Origin of the sequence: Flavimobilis marinus, from assembly GCF_900113055.1 — a bacterium.
GTDB lineage: Bacteria > Actinomycetota > Actinomycetes > Actinomycetales > Cellulomonadaceae > Flavimobilis > Flavimobilis marinus.
On the sequence record NZ_FONZ01000001.1, the window covers coordinates 794,691 to 815,616 of the forward strand.

Sequence of the window (20,926 nt, forward strand, 5' to 3'; positions counted from 1 at the left end):
CGTCAGGACGCGGCGGTCTCGTCCCGCGGGGCCAGGACGGCGAATGCGACGACGGCGAGTACCGCGACGACGACCGCGTGCGCCCACGCCACGCCCCACAGCTGCTCGACCGTGCCCCGGTCCAGCCTCGGATCGCTCCCGATCGTGTACGTCCAGTTCGTCGCGAGCACCCACACGAGCAGGACGTAGACGCCGGCAGCACGGCCCGCGGTCGCGAGCACCCCAGGGTCCCGGAAGGCCGCTGCCAGCGCCGTCGTCGCCAGCACGACCAGGACCAGGCCGACGACGCTCCCCGCCGAGGTCCACTCGCGGACGAACGTGTCGACCGTGAGCCGCTCGGCTCCGCTGGCGTCCCGCCCCATCCACCGGCTGACCAGCCACGTCGACACCCACGGCACCGTCGCGGCGACGCCGGAGTGGAGCGCGGCGCGGGGGAGGCGTGAGGCCCAGGTGGTCATGCCCCCATGATCGGCACGAAGTCGGCGCCGCTGAAGTCATCGACGCGGTCCCCAGGTCCGTGATGCGTCACACTCGCGGTGGTACGTTCGCCTCGATGGGCACCGACGAGGACATGACCATGAGCGACACGGGCTACGGCGACTTCGAGTTCGAGCGCCGTTTCCTGGTGCGCGAGGTGCCGGACCACGTCCTTGCGGAGCCGGACCCGGTGCTGATCGTGCAGAGCTACTTCCTCGCGGCCGACGGCTACGCCATGCGCCTGCGCGTCCAGGCGTCATCGGTGCTGCTGGCCATGGACGGCACGGAGGACCCGCTCGACGTTCTCGATCGGTTCGCCGCCCAGTTCGACTTCTGTGCCCTCACGGTCAAGGGCCCGCAGGTCGGGGGCACCCGCTACGAGGCCGAGCGGCAGATCGACGTTCACATGGGCGTCGAGATGATCCGCCGGGGCGGCGCGCGCATCGTCAAGAACCGCTATGCGACGTGGATCGGCGCGGACGGCTGGGTGATCGACGTCTTCGGCGGCGCGAACCACCCCCTCGTCGTCGCCGAGTGCGAGCGCGGGGGACCCGTGACGGACCTCAGCATCCCGGACTTCGCGATCACGGAGATCACCGACGACTGGCGCTTCGCCAACGAGAGCCTCTCCCAGCGTCCGTTCGGCCCGTGGGCGGCCGCGTACGACGTGGAGCTCGCCCAGGCGGGCCCGCGCTTCCTCCAAGGCTTCGGCGAGAACACCCTGGGACGCGACGGGCTCTGAGGCCTCAGTCGTCCTCGGTCGGCGGCACCGCATGCCCGAGCAGCCGGTCGAGCTGGCGGCGTTCCCGCTTGGTGGGGCGCCCGGCGCCGCGGTCGCGCCGCGGCATGGACAGCAGCAGCTCCTTGGGCGGGGGCGGCGGGGAGTGGTCCTCGTACGCGTCCACGGCGATCGCCGCCCCGACCCGCTTGGTGATCGTCCGGCGCACGATGACGATGCGCTCGCCCGCGTCGGTGCGGGCGCGGACCTCGTCGCCGACGCGCACGGGCGTGCTGGGCTTCGCGCGCTCGCCGGCCACCTTGACGTGCCCAGCTCGGCAGGCGGCGGCCGCGAGGGAGCGTGTGCGGAACAGTCGCACCGCCCATACCCAGCTGTCGACGCGCACCCGCGCGCCGGCGTCGTCGCTCGCCATGGCGCGACACTAGCCCCAGTCCCGCGCGCGGTGCGAGCGCGCGACGATCGGGGCAAGAAAGTGCGGTCGACCGACACTGCAGGTCAGGGCCGCGCCACGCCGTCCACGAGGCCGCCGGGGGCGCGCAGCATGTCCGTTCCGCGTCGCGACGGACGTAGACTCGGCGCATGAGCGAGTCGAGCCCGAACCCCATGGACCCGCAGGCTCCGAGCGGAGGCGCTACCGGTGTGCTGGAGCGCACCGAGCAGGCCCAGGAGGTCGAGCCGGGCGATCACGAGCGGTTCGCGCACTACGTCCGCAAGGAGAAGATCCTCTCCTCAGCGCTGTCCGGCAAGCCCGTGATCGCGCTCTGCGGGAAGGTCTGGGTCCCGGGCCGCGACCCCTCGAAGTTCCCCGTGTGCCCCGTGTGCAAGGAGATCTACGAGGGCTTCCGCGAGCCCCAGGACGGCGACGACGGCGGCTCGGGCGACGCTGGCTCCGGCGACGGCGGCCGGTGAGCCCGGACCAACCGGACCTGTTCTCGATCGCCCACGAGGAGTCGCGGGAGCGTGCTGCTCGCGAGAGCGACCAGCGCGCGCACCGGGACTCCGTGCGGCCCGCTGCGCGCAGCGCTGCCCCGGTACGTCCGGCCGGGGTCCAGGCGCCCGTGCATGCCTCCTCGGCAGCGGCGTCGCAGCTGTCCCCGGCGTTCCCGAGCCGTGCCCCGTGGGGCACCGCGACCAAGCTGCGTGCCTGGCAGGCCGCTGCCCTCGACCGGTACCGGGAGGCTCAGCCGCGCGACTTCCTCGCCGTGGCGACGCCCGGGGCTGGCAAGACGACGTTCGCGCTGCGCCTGGCCACCGAGCTGCTCGAGGCCGGCACGGTGCGACGCGTCGCCGTCGTCGCGCCGACGGAGCACCTCAAGCACCAGTGGGCCGACGCCGCGGCGCGCGTGGGCATCCGGATCGACCCGAGCTTCCGCAACAGCCAGGGCCGCCACGGTGCGCACTACGACGGCGTCGCCCTGACGTACGCGCAGGTCGCGGCCAAGCCGGCGCTGCACCGCGCCCGGACCGAGGCCGCGCCCACCCTGGTGATCCTCGACGAGGTGCACCACGGCGGCGACGCGCTGTCCTGGGGCGACGCGGTCCGTGAGGCCTTCGAGGGCGCCACGCGCCGCCTGATGCTCACCGGGACGCCCTTCCGCTCGGACACCGCGCCCATCCCGTTCGTGCGTTACGAGCGCGGCTCGGACGGCATCCGCCGCTCGGCCGCGGACTACACCTACGGCTACGGCGAGGCTCTGCGCGACCACGTCGTGCGGCCCGTGATCTTCATGTCCTACTCCGGCAACATGCGCTGGCGCACCAAGGCGGGCGACGAGATCAGCGCGCGCCTGGGCGAGCCGCTCACCAAGGACATGACGGCGCAGGCCTGGCGCACGGCGCTCGACCCGAACGGGGAGTGGATCCCGTCCGTCATCGCGGCCGCCGACAAGCGGCTCACCGAGGTGCGCCGGACCGTCCCGGACGCCGGGGCCATGATCATCGCGTCCGACCAGACCGACGCGCGCGCCTACGCGGGCCACATCGCCCGGCTGACGGGTGAGTCCCCGACGGTCGTGCTGTCGGACGAGGCCGGGGCGAGCGCCAAGATCGACGAGTTCTCGGCGTCGGACGCCCGCTGGCTCGTGGCCGTGCGGATGGTCTCGGAAGGTGTCGACGTGCCCCGCCTCGCCGTCGGCGTCTACGCCACCTCGACGGCCACGGCGCTGTTCTTCGCCCAGGCGGTGGGACGCTTCGTGCGCGCCCGGCGCCGGGGGGAGACCGCGTCGGTCTTCCTGCCCAGCGTGCCCAACCTGCTCGGCCTCGCGGCCACGATGGAGACCGAGCGCGACCACGCGCTCGACCGGCCGGAGAAGCAGGGCGACGGCATCGACCCGGAGGCGCTCGAGCTCGCGCGCGCCAACAGGTCGGAGTCCGCGTCCGCGGACCTCGAGGGCTCGTTCGAGGCGCTCGAGGCGCAGGCGTCCTTCGACAAGGTGCTGTTCGACGGCGGCGAGTTCGGCCTGGGTGGCGCTGACGCGGGCTCCGCCGAGGAGCTCGACTTCCTCGGGATCCCCGGGCTGCTGGACCACGACCAGGTGGGTGCGCTGCTGCGGCAGCGGCAGGCGAACCACATGACGACGCGTCCCGCGCCCGAGGTCGATCGCGCGGAGATGGACCACCGTCGCGCCGCCGAGCTGCGCAAGGAGCTGTCCCAGCTCGTCTCGGCGTGGGCCCGGCGCAGCAAGCAGCCGCACGGGTCGGTGCACAACGAGCTCCGACGCCGCAGCGGCGGCCCGGAGGTCCCGCTCGCCACCGTCGCGCAGCTCGAGAAGCGCGTCGGGATCGTGCGCGACTGGTTCGTCGGCAAGAAGTAGCGCCGCCTAGGCTCGGCCAGGGCGCGGTCAGTCCAGCAGCAGCGAACGCTGGGGAAGCGCGGGGTCACCCGCGGACAGCCGCAGGGCCGTGGCCGGGAGCTCGGCGCGCACGCGGGCGTGGTGCTCCGCCGCGCGCCGCACGCCCTCCGGCCCGGTGTAGGCGGCGTCGGCGACACCGTCGCGGACCAGGTCCACCAGCAGTCCCCGTTGGCCGTCGCCGGGCTGCCACGCGTCGACGGCGGCGTCGCTCCCGCTGACGACCAGCTCGGCCTCGGCGCGGCCGGCTCGGTCCAGGACGCGTGCTGCGCTCTTGCGTCCGCCGACGCTGGCCTTGCTGGCCGAGGCCTTCGCCACGGGCTCCATCACACCGGCGCCGTTCTCCCGCGCCACGACCTTGTAGACCATCGAGCACGTCGGCGCCCCGGAGCCCGTGACCAGCGAGGTCCCGACGCCGTAGGAGTCCACCGGGGCGGAGGCGAGCGACGCGATCGCGAACTCGTCGAGATCGGACGTCACCGTGATCCGCGTGCCGGTCGCGCCGAGCGCGTCGAGCTGGGCGCGCACCTCGACGGCCTGCTGGCCCAGGTCGCCCGAGTCGAGGCGGACCGCGCCGAGGCCCGGGCCCGCGATCGCCACGGCGCGCTCGACGCCACGCGTCACGTCGTAGGTGTCGACGAGCAGCGTGGTGCCCGGCCCGAGCGCGTCGACCTGCGCCCGGAAGGCCTGCTCCTCGTCGTCGTGCAGCAGCGTGAACGAGTGCGCGGCGGTGCCGATGGTCGCAAGCCCGTAGCGCTGGCCTGCCTCGAGGTTGGAGGTCCCCTGGAAGCCGGCGACGACGGCGGCGCGCGCGGCCGCGACCGCGGCCTGCTCGTTGGCCCGGCGCGCGCCCATCTCGAGGCACGGTCGTGTGCCCGCCGCGGACGTCATGCGCGAGGCCGCGCTCGCGACGGCGGAGTCGTAGTTGAGGATCGACAGCACGAGCGTCTCCAGGATCACCGCGTCCGCGAACGTGCCCTCGACGACCAGCACGGGGGAGCCCGGGAAGAAGATCTCGCCCTCGGCGTAGCCGCGGATCGACCCGGAGAAGCGGTACGCGGCCAGCCAGTCGAGCGTGCGCCGGTCGACGACGTCGGCGCGCTCGAGCCAGGCGAGCTCGGCGTCGCCGAACCGGAACACCTCGAGGGCCTCCAGCACGCGCCCCGTGCCCGCCAGCACGCCGTACCGCCGGCCCGGGGGAAGCCGGCGCGTGAAGACCTCGAACACGCACCGGCGGTCCGCGGTCCCGGCCGCGAGCGCCGCCTGGACCATCGTCAGCTCGTACTTGTCGGTCAACAGCGCCGTGCTCGACGACGGGGTGAAGTAGTCCGGCTGGTCGGAAGTCGTCATGGCACGACGTTATGGCACGCGGGCGCGCGACACCCGACGAACGCGAGACCCGACGTACCCTGGCACCGTGACCATCAGCCCGGACCTGACCACCGAGGTCGAGCAGGGGGCCGCGCTCGCCGACACGTGGGTGACGATCGTCTGGAACGACCCGGTCAACCTCATGTCCTATGTCGCGTACGTCTTCGAGTCGTACTTCGGCTACGCCCAGGCGCACGCGGAGAAGCTGATGCTCGACGTGCACACGCGGGGCCGCGCCGTGGTCTCTTCCGGGTCGCGCGAGCGCATGGAGCGCGACGTCCAGGCGATGCACGACTACGGGCTGTGGGCGACGCTGCAGCGAGCGGGGGAGTGAGCGTGCGCGGGTTCGAGCGAGCGGACGAGGGCTACACCGCGCACATGGACGGCGCCGAGCGCGGCGTGTTCGCCTCGGTGACACGTGAGGTGCTCGCGCTGGTGCGGAGCGTCGAGGGCGCGCCGTCCGCCGAGCCGGAGGCGATCGTCGAGCGGGCGCAGGACGCGGCGGCCGGGCTGCCCTCGTTCAGCGTCGAGGCCGTGCCCACGCCCGACGACTCCGCGCTGCGCCGGCTCTTCCCGGCCGCCGTGCGCGACGACGACGACGCCTCCGCCGAGTTCCGCCGGTTCGCCCAGCCGGAGCTCGCCAGCGCGAAGGTCGCGCGCCTCGAGCGTCTGGCCGAGCTGTTCGCCGACGACGCACCGACCCTCGTCGTTGACCGCGCGGAGGCGCGGGAGGTTGCCGCAGCACTGACCGACGTACGCCTCGTCGTCGCCGACCGCCTGGGCGTGGTGACCGACGCCGACGCCGAGCGCGTCGCGGCGAGCGTCTACGACGCGTGGGACGGCGACGCGGAGGAGGCGCCGATCCTCGCGACGGTGCACGTGCTGCTCACGGTGCTGCAGGACACTCTGGTCGAGGAGATGCTCGCGGATCTCCGCGGTAGGCGCTGAGGAGACGCTGATCACAGCTTCCTGAGCGCTGCCTGAGGGCTGCGTGGAAAACATGTGAAGGTCCTCATCGTTTCAAGATGCGCGACCACGCGACCTGCGACATTGTCAAGGGGTACCGAAGCACTCTTTCTCGAAAGAAGGGCCGAGACCATGCCTACCTGGCTGCTCATCCTCATCGTCGGCATCATCCTGCTCGTCCTCGGTTTCACCGGGGTGGCAGAGATCCTTATCTGGATCGGTATCGCCGTGCTCGTCGTGAGCCTCATCCTGGCGCTGCTGGGGCGCGGCAAGTCGACACGCGTATAACTGCGCGCGGCTCGATCTGTTCCACGACGCCGGCCCGGAGGCACCCGCCTCCGGGCCGGCGTCGTCATGTCCGGGCCCTCCGGCCGGGCTAGGCTCAGGGGCGTGAACGACGCACCCATCGGCATCTTCGACTCGGGCGTGGGCGGCCTCACCGTCGCACGCGCGATCATCGACCAGCTGCCGCACGAGTCCCTGGTCTACATCGGGGACACGGCCAACACGCCCTACGGGCCCAAGCCGCTCGCGACCGTCCGTGCCCTCGCGCTCGAGGTGATGGACCGCCTGGTCGACGAGGGTGTGAAGATGCTCGTCATCGCCTGCAACACGGCGTCCGCCGCCGTGCTGCGCGACGCCCGCGAGCGGTACACGATCCGTCGTGGGCTGCCCGTCGTCGAGGTGATCGTGCCCGCGGCGCGTCGCGCCGTCGCTGCGACCCGCTCCGGGAAGGTCGGCGTGATCGGCACCCGGGCGACCATCGAGTCCCGCGCCTACGAGGACGCCTTCGCCGTCGCGCAGGGCCTTGCGCTCACCAGCCAGGCCTGCCCGGAGTTCGTCGAGCTCATTGAGGCCGGGGTGACGTCGGGGCCGGACGTGCTCGACGTCGCGCACCGCTACCTCGACCCCGTCCGCGCGGCCGGCGTCGACACGCTGGTGCTCGGCTGCACCCACTACCCGCTGCTCACCGGGGCGATCTCCTACGTCATGGGCGACGGCGTCACACTCGTCTCGAGCGCCGAGGAGACCGCGAAGGACGTCTACCGCACGCTCGTCGCGCACGACCTGCAGCGCTCGCGCGACGCCGGGCCGCCCGTGCACCGGTTCATGGCCACGGGCGACGCCGAGGGCTTCTCCGTCCTGGCGCGACGGTTCCTCGGGCCCGAGGTCGGCAACGTCGAGTCCGTGCTGGCGCCGTCGTGAGGCTGACCGCCGTCGGGTGCCGCGGCTCCGTGCCCGGACCGGACTCGCCCGCGTCCAGCTACCTGGTCGAGGCCGAGGACGCGGACGGTCGCACCTGGCGACTGCTGCTCGACCTCGGCAGCGGCGCGCTGGGCTCGCTGCAGCGGGTCGTGGACCCGTTCGCGCTCGACGCCGTGCTGGTCACCCACCTGCACCCCGACCACTTCATCGACCTGTGCCCCCTGTACGTGTACCTGCGGTACCACCCGCAGACCGGCTACGCCGTGACCGGCGGGCACAAGCCGGTCGTCGTCCGCGGTCCCGGGGACCTCGAGGACCGACTCGGGTCCGCCTACGGGCTCGCCGCCGACGAGACCATGCGCTGCGTCTTCGACATCCAGTCGCACACGCCGACCTGGTCGCTCGGGCCGTTCACCGTCGAGGTGGTGGCCGTCGAGCACCCCGTGGAGGCCTTCGGGCTACGGGTGCACGGGCCGTCCGAGGACGACCCGGACCGCCAGGTGGTCCTGGCCTACTCGGGGGACACCGACGAGTGCCCCGGCGCCGTCGACGTCGCCCGGGACGCGGACCTGTTCCTGTGCGAGGCCGCATTCGTCGAGGGCCGCGACGAGCCCCGCGGCGTGCACCTCACGGGCCTGCGCGCGGGGCGGATCGCCCAGGAAGCCGGGGCGAAGCGGCTCGTGCTCACGCATCTGCCGCCGTGGAACGAGGACACCGTGGCGCTCGCGGAGGCCCGCACCACCTACGCCGGACCCATCACGGTCTGCGAGCCGCTCGGCGTCTACCGCGTCTGACGGCGCCCGGAGCAGGCAGAATGGCCGCCATGACCACCCCCCGCCTCGTCCTCGCCTCCCACAACGAGCACAAGCTCGGTGAGCTGCGTGCGATCCTGCGCCCCGTCGTGGGCGACCTCGACCCCGCCCAGGTGGTCAGCGCACGGGAGTTCGGCGCTCCCGAGCCGATCGAGGACGGCCTCACATTTGCCGAGAACGCCCTGATCAAGGCCCGGGCCCTCGCGGCGGCGACGGGCCTGCCGTCGGTGGCCGACGACTCCGGGCTCGCGGTCGACGTCCTCGGGGGCGCGCCCGGCATCTTCTCCGCGCGCTGGTCCGGCCGGCACGGTGACGACGCCGCGAACCTCGACCTCCTGCTCGCGCAGATCAGCGACGTGGCGCTCGAGCACCGCCTCGCCCAGTTCGTGTGTGCGGCGGCCCTCGTCACGCCGCAGGGTGACGAGCACGTCGAGCTCGGCCGGATGCACGGCTACCTGCTCACCGAGCGGCGCGGGGACGGCGGGTTCGGCTACGACCCGATCTTCGTGCCCGAGGGAGCCACCCGCACCACGGCCGAGCTCAGCCCCGAGGAGAAGAACGCGATCTCCCACCGCGGCCGCGCGTTCCGGGCCCTGGCCCCGCACATCGCCTGGGCGCTCGCGGTCGGCTGAGGCTCCGCAGGCGTGCTCTCAGGCGAGCCGCGCTCAGTGCTGGGAGAGGCCCGGGTAGCTGCTGCGCGCGCCGGCCGTGAACCGGGCGAGGAAGCGCCAGCCCACGAGCAGCGCGCCCAGGACGCCCAGCGCGACGAGCACGAACGGCAGCGCCGTGCCGCCACCCGTGACGGCACGTAGAGCCATCCCCAGCGCCCACGTGAGCCCCCACAGGCCCACGCCGGTGGGCCAGAGCGCGCGAGGACGCTTGTGGGCGCGCAGGGCGAGCCACCCGACCGCCAGCGCCACGAGGAACGGCCATGCCGCGCCGAGCACGCCCGCGACGTCGAGCGACGAGTCGTGGCTCGAGCGGCCCACGGCGGCGAACACCACCACGGCGACGGCGTCGAGCGCGGCGGCGGTGGCGATGGCCCGCTTGCGCGGACGAGCGGGCGGGAGCGGCCGTGCGAGGACGTCATGCATGGGCTCACGCTAACCCGCCAGCGTCTAGGGTGGGTGGTCGATCAGGAGGTGGAGTGATGGGCATGCCGCACGTCGTCGTCGACGACGCCGGGTACGCCTATCCCGGGCGCACCGTGCTGGAGCACGTGGACGTCCGCGCGAGCGCGGGGGACCGCCTCGCCGTCGTGGGGGAGAACGGCTCGGGCAAGACGACGCTCCTGCGCCTGCTCGCGGGTGACCTCGCCCCGAGCACGGGCGAGGTGCGCGTGGTGGGGACGCTCGCCGTCGTCGAGCAGGAGATGCCCGTGGCGCCCGGCGCGACGGTGGGCGACGTCGTCGCGGCGACCCTGAGCGACGTGCGGGCCGTCGCGGCCGAGCTCGAGGCCGCCACGGAGGCGTTCGACCACGAGGAGGGCGCCCTGGGCGAGCTCACGGCCCTGCTCGCGCGTGCGGAGCACCTCGCCGCCTGGGACGCCGATCGCCGCGTCACCGAGGCCCTGTCCCGCCTCGGCGCGTGCACGGACCTCGACCAGCCGCTCGCGGAGCTGTCCGTGGGGGAGCGGCACCGCGTCCGCCTCGCGTGCCGGCTGGCCGAGCGCGCCGACGTGCTCCTGCTCGACGAGCCGACCAACCACCTCGACGGCGCGGGAATCGACTACCTGACCGCGCAGATGATGGGGTGGCGGGGGGTCGTCGTCGTGGTGACCCACGACCGCCAGCTGCTCGACGACGTCGCGACCGCGATCCTCGACCTCGACCCCGCCATGGACGGTCGCCCCGTGCTGTACGGCCAGCCCGGCTACCTCGCGTTCCGGTTCACCAAGAACCAGGCGCTGCACCGCTGGCGGCAGCGGTACCGCGCCGAGACCAAGCGACGAGAGGTGCTCGCGGCGCGGCTGGACGCGTCCTACGAGGGGCTGTCGGACGAGTGGCGCCCGCCCAAGGGGTCGCAGAAGCATCGCCGCGGCACGCGCGCCCGCACGCACGTCAAGGCCGCCGACCGGCTGATCGAGCGCCTCGAGGCCCAGGCGGTGGACGTCCCCGTCCCGCCCCTCGAGCTCGCCTTCCCGGAGCTCGCCGCGCTCGACCCGCACTGGTCGCTCGGCGCGGGCGACTGCCTGCTCGAGGTCCGCAGCCCGCTCGTCGCCGGCCGCCTCGACCTGCCGGGCGTGCGCATCGCCCTGCCCGCCTCGGGGCGACTGCTGGTCACGGGCGGCAACGGTGCCGGCAAGTCCACGCTCATGGCGGCGCTCGCAGGCACGATCCCGCTCGAGCGCGGCACCCGGACGGTGCACGACGGCGTCCGCGTGGGCGTCCTGGGCCAGGAGGACACGACCCTCGGGCAGGACGACGGCGCTACGGGGTTCGAGCTGTACGCGCGTCACGCGCTGCGCCTGCTCGACGCCGGCCGGCTCGACCCCACCCACGTGGTGCCCGTCGCGCACCTGGGACTGCTCGACGAGGAAGAGCTGGACCGGCCGCTGCGCGAGCTCAGCGTGGGCCAGCGTCGCCGCTTCGAGCTCGCGTGCGCGCTGCTGAACGCCCCGCATGTGCTGCTGCTCGACGAGCCGACCAACCACCTGTCGACCGACCTGGTCGACGAGCTGACGCTCGCGCTCGTGCGCACCCCCGCCGCCGTCGTCGTCGCCACGCACGACCGGCGCATGCGCGACGACCTCGCGACCTGGCCCGCGCTCGAGCTGTGACCACGCCCGGCGCTCCAGGCGTGGACGCCGCGAGCGGCGTCAGACCGTGCGGCCGACGTGCGCCATGGCCTGGCGCAGCAGGAAGCCCGCGCCGCCGTGCATCTCGAGCTGGATCGCCTCGCTGACGGCTTCCTCCGGGGTGATCCACGCCAGGTCGATCGCGTCCTGCTGCGGCGTGCAGTCCCCGTGCACCGGCACCACGTACGCGAGGGACACCGCGTGCTGGCGGGGGTCGTGGTACGGGGTGACCCCCGGCGTCGGGAAGTACTCCGCGACCGTGAACGGCTGCGGGGACGCCGGGATCTGGGGGAGCGCGACCGGGCCCAGGTCCTTCTCGATGTGCCGCTGCAGGGCATCGCGGACGCGCTCGTGGAACATCACGCGGCCGGAGACCAGGGCGCGGGACATCACCCCCTCGGGGGTGACGCGCAGCAGCAGGCCGACCTCGACGACGTCGCCGCACTCGTCCACGCGCACCGGCACGGCGTCGACGTAGACGACCGGCACCTGGGTGCGCACGGCACCGATCTGGTCGGGGCTGAGCCAGCCGGAGGGACGGGGCTGGTCACCAGGGAAGTCGAGGGTCTCGGTCACTTCTCAGTTCTACCCCGACAACACCACGGGAGGCGAATGGTCACCGAGTGGGGGAATACTCGGAACCGGGGGACGTTGACCCCACGAAGAGCAACGACAGACGACCTCGAGGGAGGACCCCCATGGCCACGGTGGCAGTGACCGAAGCGACGTTCGAAGAGACGATCAAGGACAACGACATCGTCCTGCTGGACTTCTGGGCCGAGTGGTGCGGACCGTGCAAGCAGTTCGGTCCCATCTTCGAGAAGGCGTCGGGCGAGCACCCCGAGATCGTGTTCGGCAAGGTCGACACCGAGGCCGAGCAGGGCCTTGCGGCCGGTGCCGGCATTACGTCGATCCCCACGATCATGGCGTTCCGCGAGCAGGTGCTCGTGTTCTCGCAGCCCGGCGCGCTGCAGGCCAGCCAGCTCGGCCAGGTGATCGACGCCGTCAAGGCGCTCGACATGGACGAGGTACACAAGCAGGTTGCCGCGCAGGCGGCGGGCGAGGCCCCGGCCGAGGACTGAGACCTCACGCATGGACGAAGGCCCGGTGGGAGTACCCGCCGGGCCTTCGTCGTCGTGCGCGAGATGGGACTCGAACCCACACGCCCGAAGACACAGGAACCTAAATCCTGCGCGTCTACCAGTTCCGCCACTCGCGCGCGCAGACATCCTACGGTCCGCCGGGCGCCGGGTGGCCTCCCGGCTCAGTCGATCTTGAGGTCGCGGCGGAGCTTGGCGACGTGGCCCGTGGCCTTCACGTTGTACTGCGCGAGCTCGACGGTGCCGTCGGCGCCGACGACGACCGTCGAGCGGATGACTCCCGTGACCGTCTTTCCGTACAGCTTCTTCTCCCCGTATGCGCCCCACGCCTCGAGAACCGTGTGCTCGGGATCGCTCAGGAGGGGGAAGGTGAGGGACTCGGCCTCGGCGAACTTCGCGAGCTTGTCCACCTTGTCGACCGAGACGCCGACGACGCGGTAGCCAGCGCCCTGGAGGCTCGCGAGGGAGTCGCGGAAGTCGCAGGCCTGCGTGGTGCAGCCCGGTGTGCCGGCCGCCGGGTAGAAGTAGACGACGACGCGCTCGCCGCGCAGGTCCGACAGGGTGAGGGTCGAGCCGTCGGCGGCCGGGAGCGTGAAGTCGGGGGCGAGGTCACCCGGGGTGAGGCGCGGCATGTGGAAGTCCTTTGGTCTCGGGGATGCGCCACGAGCCTAGTAGCCCCGGTGTGATGCCTCTCATCACCCGTCTCCTCACCTGGATTCCACTTGTGGCCCGCGCGCGGCGGTGTTTCCATGGAAGCGCGACAATCGGTGCAGAGCGTCTGCGATCGCCATTCCTGGCGGTTACAGCTGCACCGGGTGAGGTCGGTGAAAAGGGGGAGGGATCGATGCTGCACGACCACAGGCCTCGCGGCGGCCGACGACCGGTCACGCCGACCTCCCGCAGCACCGCGAGCGCCTGGACCACCCCGACGGCGCACAGCGCCCAGGGGACGGGCGCGCTCGCGGGCGCAGTCCTGGACGACGACTTCGACCTCGGACGCATCCCGCTCGCGCTGATGGCCGACCTCATGAACCCCTTCGGCCCCGGGACGGAGCGCATCCTCGAGGAGGAGCGTGGCCTGTGACACACCCCGCGAGGGCTCGGGAGCGTTGAAATCTCGCCGATTTCGCGGTGTCCCGTCGGGGTGGTAATGTCTTCCATCGTTGCTCCGGCAACACGCGCCATTAGCTCAATTGGCAGAGCAGCTGACTCTTAATCAGCGGGTTCGGGGTTCGAGTCCCTGATGGCGCACAGCAGAAGGCCCGGTCCCAGCGGAGACGCTGAGGCCGGGCCTTCGTCGTGTCTCCCCGTGGTCGCGGTGGACGACGAGCACCTGGACAGCCTCGGGCGAGCGACGGCGGGACGCTACGCTCGCCAGCAACCCGCTCCGACGCGGGTGGCATGGCACCACGGCGCGCCCAGTGCGCTGCGCAGCGAGACCGAGGGCAGAGGCAAGCACATGACAGCACAGCAGGGAACGGCGGGACGCGGGCCTTCGCTCGTCCTGGCAACGGTCGTCGCCGTCGGCGCATTCGTCGCGGCGATGGTCCTCTATGACGTCGTGCTCGGCATCAGCGGATACGGCGGCAACGAGTTCTGGTGGGCGCGTGCCGTCGAGGGCGTGCTGATCGGGGGCGCGGCGCTCGTGGCGTGGACCGTCGCCGCGGTGCGGCTGGGGGCCATCGTGGGTCTGGCCGTGACGACGGTCCTCCTGGCCCTCGGGCTGGCTGAACCCTCGAGTGAGCTGTGGTCCAGCGGCCAGTCACCGGTGATCTGGGCGTTGGCCGTCGTGTTCGCCGTGCGCGCTGTTGTCCCCGCGGCGCGCAGAGCCGAGACGCTCCCCGGGATGTCGGCGTCGTGACGACAACGACGGCCAGGGCCCGCGAAGAGTTCGACAGGTTCACTCAAGACTTGGTGACGTCGGCGTCGGCGCGCGACGACGTCGTCGGCCTCGTGCTCCTCGGGTCGGGCGCGGACACCGCGCGGGTTGACGAGTGGAGCGACCACGACTTCTACCTGGTGAGCACCCCGGGCGCGCAGGAGGCGCTGCGGACGGACCTGTCGTGGCTACCGCGGTCGGTCTCGATCGTGCTCGCGGCGCGCGAGACCGAGCACGGGCTCAAGGTCGTGTACGACGACGGGCACGTGCTCGAGTTCGCCGTCGCCGACCTCGACGAGGTGCGCGGGTTCGGGACGAACCACTGGCGCGTCGTGCTCGACCGCGGAGGAGTGGCCGAGGCGGTCGGGTCCGCGGCCCTGGTGACGCACGCGCGTCCGGGCCGGCCCGCGCGCGACGCCGTGGGGCTCGCGGTCACCCTCGTGCTGATCGCCGCCGGACGCGCCCGTCGGGGCGAGACGCTCACCGCCCAGCGTTCGGTCGCGCAGGCGGTCGACCTGGTGCTCGAGGCCGTCACGGCGCGCATCGCGTCCGCCGACCCAGCCGTGACGGACGTGCTCGACGCGCGGCGCAGGGCTGAGGCGGCCTATCCCGACGTCGCCGCAGCGCTGAGCCAGGCACTCATGGCAGCGCCCGAGGAGGGCGCGCGGCGCGTGCTGGACGCCGCCGAGGGTGCGCTGGCGCGCGGGTGGGACGGGTGGCCCCACGCGGCTGTCGCTGCGGTCCGGCGCCGCCTGGGCTGGGCGAGGCCGGCCCCCTGGGCAAGAAGCTGAGACGTGGGAAACAAGGAGCCGCTTCCCGAGAGTCGGGCGCTGCGTCGCGCTGGGTCAGGACTGACGCAGCTGGGACCTTGTGTCAGAAGGCTCCAACTCGTGCCGATATCACCACGGTTAGTTCGACCGAGTGTCCTTCAGTGTCAGGAGCGTGACTGACGGAGCAATAGCCGACGAGGCAGCGGGTGCGGCAAGGCTCAGTCACGCTGATCGGGCGCTCGGGGCCGCCTCACCGAGCGCTGCCATCACCTATCCGTGCAGCAGACACCCGCTGCTACGCTCCCACCAACCACGCGTTCACCGACGCGTCGTCAGTGCATCGAGTCAGGGGCCCTCATGCGTGTACGCGGTTACTCAAAGACGGCTGTGGTTATGGCTCTCTGTCTGGCCGTCACTTCCCTCGGCGGATCGTCCGCGCACGCGGATGCGGCCGATCCCGCCACAAGCCTGTCGGCACCGACCGGTCAGTCAGAGCACGGCAACTTCGTCGTGCATGAAGACAGCTATGGCTCTACCTTCACATGGCGCCCGCGGGAAGAACTTCCGATGGGCGGCGCCCGCCCCGAGTTCTTCCTCGATGGTCAGTTCGTGGGCGCGCCCCTGGCCAAGGGTGGGGTCCTCACCCTGCGCGTTCCGGGGCTGCAGGGCGCCAAGGCTCGCAGTGTGAGCGCCGTCAGTGGCGGGCGGGTGCTGGACGGCAGGGCGCTGCCGTCCGCCAAGAAGCGGACCACCACGAAGGCCCCCGTGCAGCCAGCAGCGATCCTCAAGGACGACCCAGGAAAGAAGGGCAGGTACAAGACCGAGTCCTTCACCTACACGGCGAAGTCCCTCAAGGTCGCTGGCTACCCCTCGCGACTGGAGATGAAGGCACTTGTCGTTGCCCCCAAGGGTGCCAAGGGAAAGCGGCCCGTCGTGCTGTTTCTGCACGGGCGGCACGGCACGTGCTACGTCGGCGAGGAAGTCGACCTCGCGTGGCCGTGCGCGGACGGTATGAAATCTATCCCGAGCTACCGTGGCTACGCCGAGCAGCAGCGGCTGCTCGCGAGCCAGGGCTACGTGACGGTCTCGGTCTCCGCGAACGGCATCAACGCTCAGGACGCTGAGGTTGCTGACGCGGGATCAGGTGCGCGTGCGCTCGTCGTGCGTGAGCACCTCGCCCTCCTGGCCAAGTGGAACGCCGGCGTCAAGGCGACCGGCAAGGACGCACGCGTGATCAAGCGCGTCCTGTCCGGCCACATGAACCTGAAGAAGGTCATGACCGTGGGGCACAGTCGCGGAGGTGAGGGCGTCAACCGCGCCGCACTGCAGGAGAAGAAGGGCGACCCGTTCAGAATCGTCGCGCAGGTGCTCGTGGCGCCGACGGACTTCGGCCGCCAGGTCGCTGTCGGAGTCCCCACGACCGTCCTCCTGCCATTCTGCGACGGCGACGTCTCGGACCTCCAGGGCCAGCAATACGTCGACCAGGGTGCGCGCATCGCCGCAGGCGACAACTCCCTCAAGACGTCCGTGCTCGTCATGGGCGCCAACCACAACTACTTCAACACCTACTGGACCCCGAACGCGACGGCCGCCCCGGCGAGTGACGACTGGTGGGACGCCGGCGATGCTGCTTGTGGTAGCAAAGCGAGATCGCGGCTCAAGCCCGCAGCGCAGCGAGCCGTGGGATCGACGTACATCGCCGCTGCTGCCCGGACCTTCCTCACCAGGAGCACCAGCGCTGTCAAGCTGCTTGACGGTACCGCGGTCCGGGCGGCCTCGGCCGGCCGGGCGGTCGTGCTGACCTCCGCAGTCGGAGGCAAGCGGCGTGCGGTCGTCGTGCCCTCGTCGGCTCTGAAAGTCAAGGCGAGCGTGAACGCGTCCGCCACGGTGTGCGACGGCTTCGCGCTGGACGAAGGCGTCGGAACTCCTTGCACACTGGACGGATCCTGGGCATCCCCGCACTGGCTTCCCTCGAGCTACCAGACGACCGGCTCCCCGAGCCCCCGGGCGTTGCGATTCGCATGGAAGAAGACGGGGGGCGCCGTCACGATCTCGGCGCCGCGTGACCTCGGGTCCTATCGCCACATCGACTTGCGCGTCATCGCGGACCCCTCGGTCACTGCGGGAAGGTTCGCATTGGTGCTGCGCGACGCGTCCGGGCGCAAGGTGAAGATCAAGTCCCAGAACGATGCAGCACACCTACCCGCCGCTGGCGAGACGGCACGGCTGTGGGCGCAGACCGTCCGGTTCACGCTGCCGAAGCGCTCCCGGGTCAACATGAGCAAGATCGCGTCGATCTCCCTCGTCGGCACGAGCGCGCGCGGCAAGGTCTACGTGCTGGACGGCCACCTGTCCTCGTCTGGCCTTCGCGCCACGAAGGTGACGAGTAAGAACGTCGCGCGGTTCAACGTGCAGGATGCGGTGGTCACTCGCGACGCCCGGCAGTCCGAGCAGACCGGGTACCTCACCGTCCCGATCTCCAACGCGTTCACGAGCGCAGCACGGGTGTGGGTCGAGGTCTCCGATCTCAACGCGTTTGCTGGCTACAGCGGCAAGTACTACACCGTCCAGCCCGGGCAGCGGGAGATCAAGGTTCCCGTGGTCTTTGCCGGCGACGACATCTTCACAGATGACTCCTTCGCGGATCAGGGCGGATACGGAGTCAGAATCGAAGCGAAGCGGAACGCGGTCGTGGACCGCGTGGAGGGTCGCCTGACCGTCCGCAACTCTGCCCCGCGCCCGACTCTGTCAGTCGAACAGACCGATGTCGTGGCGAAGCCCGGGGGAGTCGTCCGCTGGGTGCTGTCGCTCTCCGCGCCGATGACGCAGGACTACTACGGCTTTGCGACGGCGGTTCCGCCTACGCTTCCGGGGGGCGAGCTCACGCTCGCCTCGGCGGTGCCGAGCTGGTTCGCCCAGTTTGGGCAGGGCGCTGCCAAGGCGATGACCTTCTCTCAGGCGGGGGTGGTCGTGGGCGTGTCGGTCCCGGCCTACAGCACCACCACGACGATCGAGGTTCCGGTCCGTGACCTCGCGTACGTGGGAGACGGGCGGACGCTGGAGTTCGTCGTCGAACCCGATGGCGCCTTCGTGCCCGAGCCGATCACGCTGCGCGCCCGGATCGAACCCAAGGAGGGCTAGTCGATGCATCTCCGAGCAGAAGGGTTCCCGCCTTGAGCGGCTTCACATTCTTCACCTTGTTGTTCTGGCTCCTTCCGCTGCTCTCTGTCGTGTTGATGATCGCGGCGCTCCTGAGCCTGGCGAAAGCGGACGTGAATCAACGCGAGTTCCTGGCCTGGCTTGCCATCATCGTCTTTGCGCCCGTCGTCGGGCCTGTCGTGTGGTTCTTCATGGGCCGCGGGCCGCGCGCGGCGGAGCCTGCAGCGCACGTCGATCCGATTCGGGTGCCACCGACGGCCTGAGCTACAGTCGCGCCCATCATGAGCGAGACGCCCAGCCCTCACGGCACCTTCCGCACCGAGCCGGTGTCGTTCATCCGGCGCAGCGGCCGCCTGTCCGCGGGGCAGGAGCTCGCGCTGGAACGCTCGGGCGGGACGTACGTGGTCGACGTGCCTCGCGCGATCGCGCGCACCTCGGTGGACCCGGACTACGTCCTCGACCCCGCCGCGGTGTTCGGCCGGACCGCTGCAATCGTCGTGGAGATCGGGTCGGGCATGGGGGAGTGCGCGGTGGCGGCCGCGACCGCACGCCCCGACGTCGACCATCTCGCCCTCGAGGTGTACCTGCCGGGGATCGCCCAGGCCGTGCGCGGAGCCGAGCGCGCCGGCCTGGCCAACCTCCGCCTGCTCCAGGCCAACGCGCCCGAGGTCTTCGCGACAGCCCTCCCCGTCGCGAGCGTCGACGAGGTGTGGATCTTCTTCCCCGACCCGTGGCCCAAGGCGCGCCACCACAAGCGGCGCCTGGTGACGCCGTCGTTCGTCGAGCTCGTCGCCCGGGTGCTCAAGCCGGGCGGAGTGTGGCGCCTCGCGACCGACTGGCGCCCCTACGCCGAGCAGATGATCGAGGTGATCAGCGGCTCGGACGCGTTCGCCCCGCTCGTCCCAGGCAGCGACGGCACGGCGCCGCGCTTCGACGGCCGGGTCCTGACGACGTTCGAGGCGAAGGGTCACCGGGCGGGACGCGAGGTCACCGACCTGGCCTACGTGCGGACCCGGTGACGGTTACGCTTCACCTCGTGACGCGAATCGCCCTGGCCACCAGCAACTTCCACCCCGATCTCACCGAGGACGACGTGCCGGTCCTCGAAGCGCTGCGCAAGCACGACGGCGTCGAAGCCGTTGCTGCGATCTGGGACGACCCCGACGTCGACTGGTCGTCCTTCGACCTCGTCGTTCTTCGGTCGACGTGGGACTACTCCTCCCGCCGCGAGGAGTTCCTCGCGTGGGCCAAGAGCGTGCCCCGTCTGGTCAACCCCGCCGGTCTGGTCGAGTGGAACACCGACAAGTCCTACCTGCGCGAGCTCGCCGATGCGAGCCTGCCGACGATCCCGACCATCTGGCTCGACCCGGCGCGCAACCTCTCCTCGCGTGCCGTGCACACGCGCATGCCCGCCCACGGGGACTTCGTCATCAAGCCGACCGTCTCGCGTGGCTCGCGGGACACGGGCCGCTACGAGGCCGGCGAGGCGCACTCGCGCGGGCTCGCCATCCGGCACGCCGTCGAGCTGCTCAAGGACGAGCGGCACGTCATGGTGCAGCCCTACCTCACGCAGGTCGACACCGAGGGCGAGTCGGTGCTCGTCTACATCGACGGCGAGTTCTCCCACTCCGTCCGCAAGGGCGCGATGCTGCAGGGGCCGTTCCGCGGCATGGCTGGCCTGTACAAGCAGGAGGAGATCTCCGACCGCGAGGCCACGGACGCCGAGCGCGCCGTCGCCGACCGCGTCGTCGCGCACGCCCGCGAGGTGTTGCACCGCGTCTCGGACGAGCAGGAACTGCTCTACGCCCGCGTGGACCTGGTGCCCGGCAACGACGGCGAGCCCGTCGTCATCGAGTTCGAGGTCGCCGAGCCGTCGCTGTTCCTGGCCTTCAAGCCGGGTGCCGCGGAGAAGCTCGCCGAGGCGATCCTCGCGCGTCTGGCCTGAGGCGCCGCTGCGAATTCCCGGGCACGTGGTCAGAGTGCCGCCGGAAAGCAGGTACACTTTTCGTCGGCCCAGGCACGCATGTTCGCCCGGGTCATGGTGGGTATAGCTCAGTTGGTAGAGCACCTGGTTGTGGTCCAGGGGGTCGCGGGTTCAAGTCCCGTTACTCACCCCATGAGAACGAGCCCCTGATCGGCGGAGACGCTGGTCAGGGGCTCGTCTCGTCTCCGGTCCCGCCCTAGCCAGGACGGCCTCGCCAGCAGCACAATGGCCCCGACCCCCACGGAAGGACCGCACGTGACCGAGCCGCAGCCGCCCATCGAGCCCGACACCAAGGACTGGACGTGGGTGCTCGTCCGTCCGTGCGCGGAGTGTGGGACCGACGTCAGCGCGATGGGCCCCAAGGACGTCGCTGCGGCCGTGCGGGACTCGCTGCCCCGCTGGCGAGCAGCGCTCGAGCGGCCGCACGTGGCCCAGCGTCCCGACCCGGCCACGTGGAGCCCGCTCGAGTACGGCGCGCACGTCCGCGACGTCTTTCGTGTCATGCGGTTCCGACTGGACCTCATGCTCACCACGGAGAACCCCGAGTTCCCGGACTGGGACCAGGACGCCACCGCCCTCGAGGACGCGTACGCCGAGCAGGACCCGCCCGCCGTCGTCGTCGCCCTGGCCGACGCCGGGCGGGCGTTCGCGGACGGGCTCGAGGCGGTCCGGCGCCGGGACTGCGAGCGCATGGGCCGCAGGAGCAATGGCTCCGTCTTCACCGTCGAGACGCTCGCCCGGTACGCGTGGCACGACGTCGCCCACCACCTGCACGACGTCGGGGCCTGAGCGGAGCACGCGCGCGCGGCGACTTGAC

25 protein-coding genes and 3 tRNA genes are annotated in these 20,926 nt (G+C 71.7%); 21 read left to right on the forward strand and 7 right to left on the reverse strand.

Annotated features, from left to right (window positions below):
* Positions 1-2: 2 nt before the first annotated feature.
* Positions 3-458, reverse strand: coding sequence for a hypothetical protein (locus tag BMZ30_RS03635; protein WP_093375123.1), 456 nt, complete (start codon positions 456-458; stop codon positions 3-5).
* Positions 459-553: 95 nt separating this feature from the next.
* On the opposite strand from BMZ30_RS03635, the gene BMZ30_RS03640 reads away from it, so the two are divergent.
* Entirely contained in the window at positions 554-1,219 is a 666-nt protein-coding gene (locus BMZ30_RS03640; RefSeq protein ID WP_373296796.1) for a CYTH domain-containing protein, read from the forward strand.
* Between the two features lie 4 nt (positions 1,220-1,223).
* Here the strand turns inward: BMZ30_RS03640 and BMZ30_RS03645 are convergent, their stop codons facing one another.
* A complete protein-coding gene (locus tag BMZ30_RS03645) occupies positions 1,224-1,628 on the reverse strand; it encodes an RNA-binding S4 domain-containing protein (RefSeq protein WP_093375125.1) in 405 nt (134 codons plus the stop codon).
* Between the two features lie 167 nt (positions 1,629-1,795).
* On the opposite strand from BMZ30_RS03645, the gene BMZ30_RS03650 reads away from it, so the two are divergent.
* Together BMZ30_RS03650 and BMZ30_RS03655 are read left to right on the forward strand one after the other, a co-directional pair.
* Positions 1,796-2,125: a DUF3039 domain-containing protein gene (locus BMZ30_RS03650; protein WP_093375127.1), complete on the forward strand. Its 330-nt coding sequence runs from the start codon at positions 1,796-1,798 to the stop codon at positions 2,123-2,125.
* A gap of 92 nt (positions 2,126-2,217) precedes the next feature.
* Positions 2,218-4,029, forward strand: coding sequence for a DEAD/DEAH box helicase (locus BMZ30_RS03655; RefSeq protein ID WP_093375743.1), 1,812 nt, complete (start codon positions 2,218-2,220; stop codon positions 4,027-4,029).
* Positions 4,030-4,056: 27 nt separating this feature from the next.
* On the opposite strand, the gene BMZ30_RS03660 is transcribed toward BMZ30_RS03655, so the two are convergent.
* Positions 4,057-5,415, reverse strand: a complete 1,359-nt coding sequence (locus BMZ30_RS03660) for a nicotinate phosphoribosyltransferase (RefSeq protein WP_093375129.1) — start codon at positions 5,413-5,415, stop codon at positions 4,057-4,059.
* Positions 5,416-5,482: 67 nt separating this feature from the next.
* On the opposite strand from BMZ30_RS03660, the gene clpS reads away from it, so the two are divergent.
* The 6 genes from clpS to rdgB all read left to right on the forward strand — a co-directional run bounded on the left by clpS (position 5,483) and on the right by rdgB (position 9,052).
* The gene (gene clpS, locus BMZ30_RS03665) at positions 5,483-5,770 is read left to right on the forward strand and encodes an ATP-dependent Clp protease adapter ClpS (RefSeq protein ID WP_229828267.1); all 288 of its coding nucleotides are present in this window, start codon (positions 5,483-5,485) and stop codon (positions 5,768-5,770) included.
* A gap of 2 nt (positions 5,771-5,772) precedes the next feature.
* Positions 5,773-6,384, forward strand: coding sequence for a DUF2017 family protein (locus BMZ30_RS03670; protein ID WP_177191260.1), 612 nt, complete (start codon positions 5,773-5,775; stop codon positions 6,382-6,384).
* A gap of 150 nt (positions 6,385-6,534) precedes the next feature.
* Positions 6,535-6,690, forward strand: a complete 156-nt coding sequence (locus BMZ30_RS13665; protein WP_177191261.1) for a hypothetical protein — start codon at positions 6,535-6,537, stop codon at positions 6,688-6,690.
* A 102-nt stretch (positions 6,691-6,792) separates the two neighbouring features.
* Entirely contained in the window at positions 6,793-7,608 is an 816-nt protein-coding gene (gene murI, locus BMZ30_RS03675) for a glutamate racemase (protein WP_093375135.1), read from the forward strand.
* Positions 7,605-8,402, forward strand: coding sequence for an MBL fold metallo-hydrolase (locus BMZ30_RS03680; protein ID WP_093375137.1), 798 nt, complete (start codon positions 7,605-7,607; stop codon positions 8,400-8,402). The genes murI and BMZ30_RS03680 overlap by 4 nt, the downstream gene beginning before the upstream one ends.
* A gap of 29 nt (positions 8,403-8,431) precedes the next feature.
* Positions 8,432-9,052 carry an RdgB/HAM1 family non-canonical purine NTP pyrophosphatase gene (rdgB, locus tag BMZ30_RS03685; protein WP_093375745.1) on the forward strand — a complete coding sequence of 207 codons (621 nt, stop codon included), beginning with the start codon at positions 8,432-8,434 and terminating at the stop codon, positions 9,050-9,052.
* A gap of 33 nt (positions 9,053-9,085) precedes the next feature.
* On the opposite strand, the gene BMZ30_RS03690 is transcribed toward rdgB, so the two are convergent.
* Complete coding sequence (locus BMZ30_RS03690) at positions 9,086-9,514, reverse strand: DUF3054 domain-containing protein (RefSeq protein WP_093375139.1); 429 nt, start codon at positions 9,512-9,514, stop codon at positions 9,086-9,088.
* Between the two features lie 56 nt (positions 9,515-9,570).
* Here BMZ30_RS03690 and BMZ30_RS14055 point away from each other — a divergent pair, with 56 nt between their 5' ends.
* Positions 9,571-11,199 carry an ABC-F family ATP-binding cassette domain-containing protein gene (locus BMZ30_RS14055; protein WP_093375141.1) on the forward strand — a complete coding sequence of 543 codons (1,629 nt, stop codon included), beginning with the start codon at positions 9,571-9,573 and terminating at the stop codon, positions 11,197-11,199.
* Positions 11,200-11,238: 39 nt separating this feature from the next.
* Here the strand turns inward: BMZ30_RS14055 and BMZ30_RS03700 are convergent, their stop codons facing one another.
* Complete coding sequence (locus tag BMZ30_RS03700) at positions 11,239-11,793, reverse strand: NUDIX hydrolase family protein (protein WP_093375142.1); 555 nt, start codon at positions 11,791-11,793, stop codon at positions 11,239-11,241.
* Positions 11,794-11,915: 122 nt separating this feature from the next.
* Between BMZ30_RS03700 and trxA the strand changes: the two genes are divergently transcribed.
* Positions 11,916-12,299, forward strand: a complete 384-nt coding sequence (gene trxA, locus BMZ30_RS03705; protein WP_093375144.1) for a thioredoxin — start codon at positions 11,916-11,918, stop codon at positions 12,297-12,299.
* A gap of 55 nt (positions 12,300-12,354) precedes the next feature.
* On the opposite strand, the gene BMZ30_RS03710 is transcribed toward trxA, so the two are convergent.
* Positions 12,355-12,436: transfer RNA gene (locus BMZ30_RS03710), tRNA-Leu, on the reverse strand.
* Between the two features lie 45 nt (positions 12,437-12,481).
* Entirely contained in the window at positions 12,482-12,949 is a 468-nt protein-coding gene (gene bcp / locus BMZ30_RS03715; RefSeq protein WP_093375146.1) for a thioredoxin-dependent thiol peroxidase, read from the reverse strand.
* A 212-nt stretch (positions 12,950-13,161) separates the two neighbouring features.
* Here bcp and BMZ30_RS03720 point away from each other — a divergent pair, with 212 nt between their 5' ends.
* The 10 genes from BMZ30_RS03720 (at position 13,162) to BMZ30_RS03765 (ending at position 20,898) form a co-directional block, all read left to right on the forward strand.
* A complete protein-coding gene (locus BMZ30_RS03720) occupies positions 13,162-13,401 on the forward strand; it encodes a hypothetical protein (RefSeq protein ID WP_093375148.1) in 240 nt (79 codons plus the stop codon).
* 94 nt (positions 13,402-13,495) lie between these two features.
* Positions 13,496-13,568, forward strand: a tRNA-Lys gene (locus tag BMZ30_RS03725).
* A gap of 208 nt (positions 13,569-13,776) precedes the next feature.
* Positions 13,777-14,178 carry a hypothetical protein gene (locus BMZ30_RS03730; protein ID WP_143073122.1) on the forward strand — a complete coding sequence of 134 codons (402 nt, stop codon included), beginning with the start codon at positions 13,777-13,779 and terminating at the stop codon, positions 14,176-14,178.
* Positions 14,175-14,987 carry a hypothetical protein gene (locus tag BMZ30_RS03735; protein WP_143073123.1) on the forward strand — a complete coding sequence of 271 codons (813 nt, stop codon included), beginning with the start codon at positions 14,175-14,177 and terminating at the stop codon, positions 14,985-14,987. The genes BMZ30_RS03730 and BMZ30_RS03735 overlap by 4 nt, the downstream gene beginning before the upstream one ends.
* A gap of 255 nt (positions 14,988-15,242) precedes the next feature.
* Positions 15,243-18,107 carry an alpha/beta hydrolase gene (locus BMZ30_RS03740; protein WP_177191262.1) on the forward strand — a complete coding sequence of 955 codons (2,865 nt, stop codon included), beginning with the start codon at positions 15,243-15,245 and terminating at the stop codon, positions 18,105-18,107.
* Between the two features lie 32 nt (positions 18,108-18,139).
* Positions 18,140-18,388 (forward strand): PLD nuclease N-terminal domain-containing protein, encoded by a 249-nt coding sequence (locus BMZ30_RS03745; RefSeq protein ID WP_093375155.1) that lies wholly within the window; start codon positions 18,140-18,142, stop codon positions 18,386-18,388.
* Positions 18,389-18,406: 18 nt separating this feature from the next.
* Positions 18,407-19,144 carry a tRNA (guanosine(46)-N7)-methyltransferase TrmB gene (gene trmB, locus BMZ30_RS03750; protein ID WP_093375157.1) on the forward strand — a complete coding sequence of 246 codons (738 nt, stop codon included), beginning with the start codon at positions 18,407-18,409 and terminating at the stop codon, positions 19,142-19,144.
* 17 nt (positions 19,145-19,161) lie between these two features.
* A complete protein-coding gene (locus BMZ30_RS03755; protein WP_093375747.1) occupies positions 19,162-20,070 on the forward strand; it encodes an ATP-grasp domain-containing protein in 909 nt (302 codons plus the stop codon).
* A 96-nt stretch (positions 20,071-20,166) separates the two neighbouring features.
* Positions 20,167-20,242 (forward strand) — tRNA-His (locus tag BMZ30_RS03760).
* A gap of 122 nt (positions 20,243-20,364) precedes the next feature.
* Positions 20,365-20,898 (forward strand): DinB family protein, encoded by a 534-nt coding sequence (locus tag BMZ30_RS03765; RefSeq protein ID WP_229828266.1) that lies wholly within the window; start codon positions 20,365-20,367, stop codon positions 20,896-20,898.
* Positions 20,899-20,926: the final 28 nt, after the last annotated feature.

Bases quoted from the DNA above. Each gene is read 5' to 3' on its own strand.
- BMZ30_RS03635 (WP_093375123.1), bottom strand. From the start codon at position 458: ATGACCACCTGGGCCTCACGCCTCCCCCGCGCCGCGCTCCACTCCGGC.
- BMZ30_RS03640 (WP_373296796.1), top strand. From the start codon at position 554: ATGGGCACCGACGAGGACATGACCATGAGCGACACGGGCTACGGCGAC.
- BMZ30_RS03645 (WP_093375125.1), bottom strand. From the start codon at position 1,628: ATGGCGAGCGACGACGCCGGCGCGCGGGTGCGCGTCGACAGCTGGGTA.
- BMZ30_RS03650 (WP_093375127.1), top strand. From the start codon at position 1,796: ATGAGCGAGTCGAGCCCGAACCCCATGGACCCGCAGGCTCCGAGCGGA.
- BMZ30_RS03660 (WP_093375129.1), bottom strand. From the start codon at position 5,415: ATGACGACTTCCGACCAGCCGGACTACTTCACCCCGTCGTCGAGCACG.
- BMZ30_RS13665 (WP_177191261.1), top strand. From the start codon at position 6,535: ATGCCTACCTGGCTGCTCATCCTCATCGTCGGCATCATCCTGCTCGTC.
- rdgB (WP_093375745.1), top strand. From the start codon at position 8,432: ATGACCACCCCCCGCCTCGTCCTCGCCTCCCACAACGAGCACAAGCTC.
- BMZ30_RS03690 (WP_093375139.1), bottom strand. From the start codon at position 9,514: ATGCATGACGTCCTCGCACGGCCGCTCCCGCCCGCTCGTCCGCGCAAG.
- BMZ30_RS14055 (WP_093375141.1), top strand. From the start codon at position 9,571: ATGGGCATGCCGCACGTCGTCGTCGACGACGCCGGGTACGCCTATCCC.
- trxA (WP_093375144.1), top strand. From the start codon at position 11,916: ATGGCCACGGTGGCAGTGACCGAAGCGACGTTCGAAGAGACGATCAAG.
- bcp (WP_093375146.1), bottom strand. From the start codon at position 12,949: ATGCCGCGCCTCACCCCGGGTGACCTCGCCCCCGACTTCACGCTCCCG.
- BMZ30_RS03720 (WP_093375148.1), top strand. From the start codon at position 13,162: ATGCTGCACGACCACAGGCCTCGCGGCGGCCGACGACCGGTCACGCCG.
- BMZ30_RS03730 (WP_143073122.1), top strand. From the start codon at position 13,777: ATGACAGCACAGCAGGGAACGGCGGGACGCGGGCCTTCGCTCGTCCTG.
- trmB (WP_093375157.1), top strand. From the start codon at position 18,407: ATGAGCGAGACGCCCAGCCCTCACGGCACCTTCCGCACCGAGCCGGTG.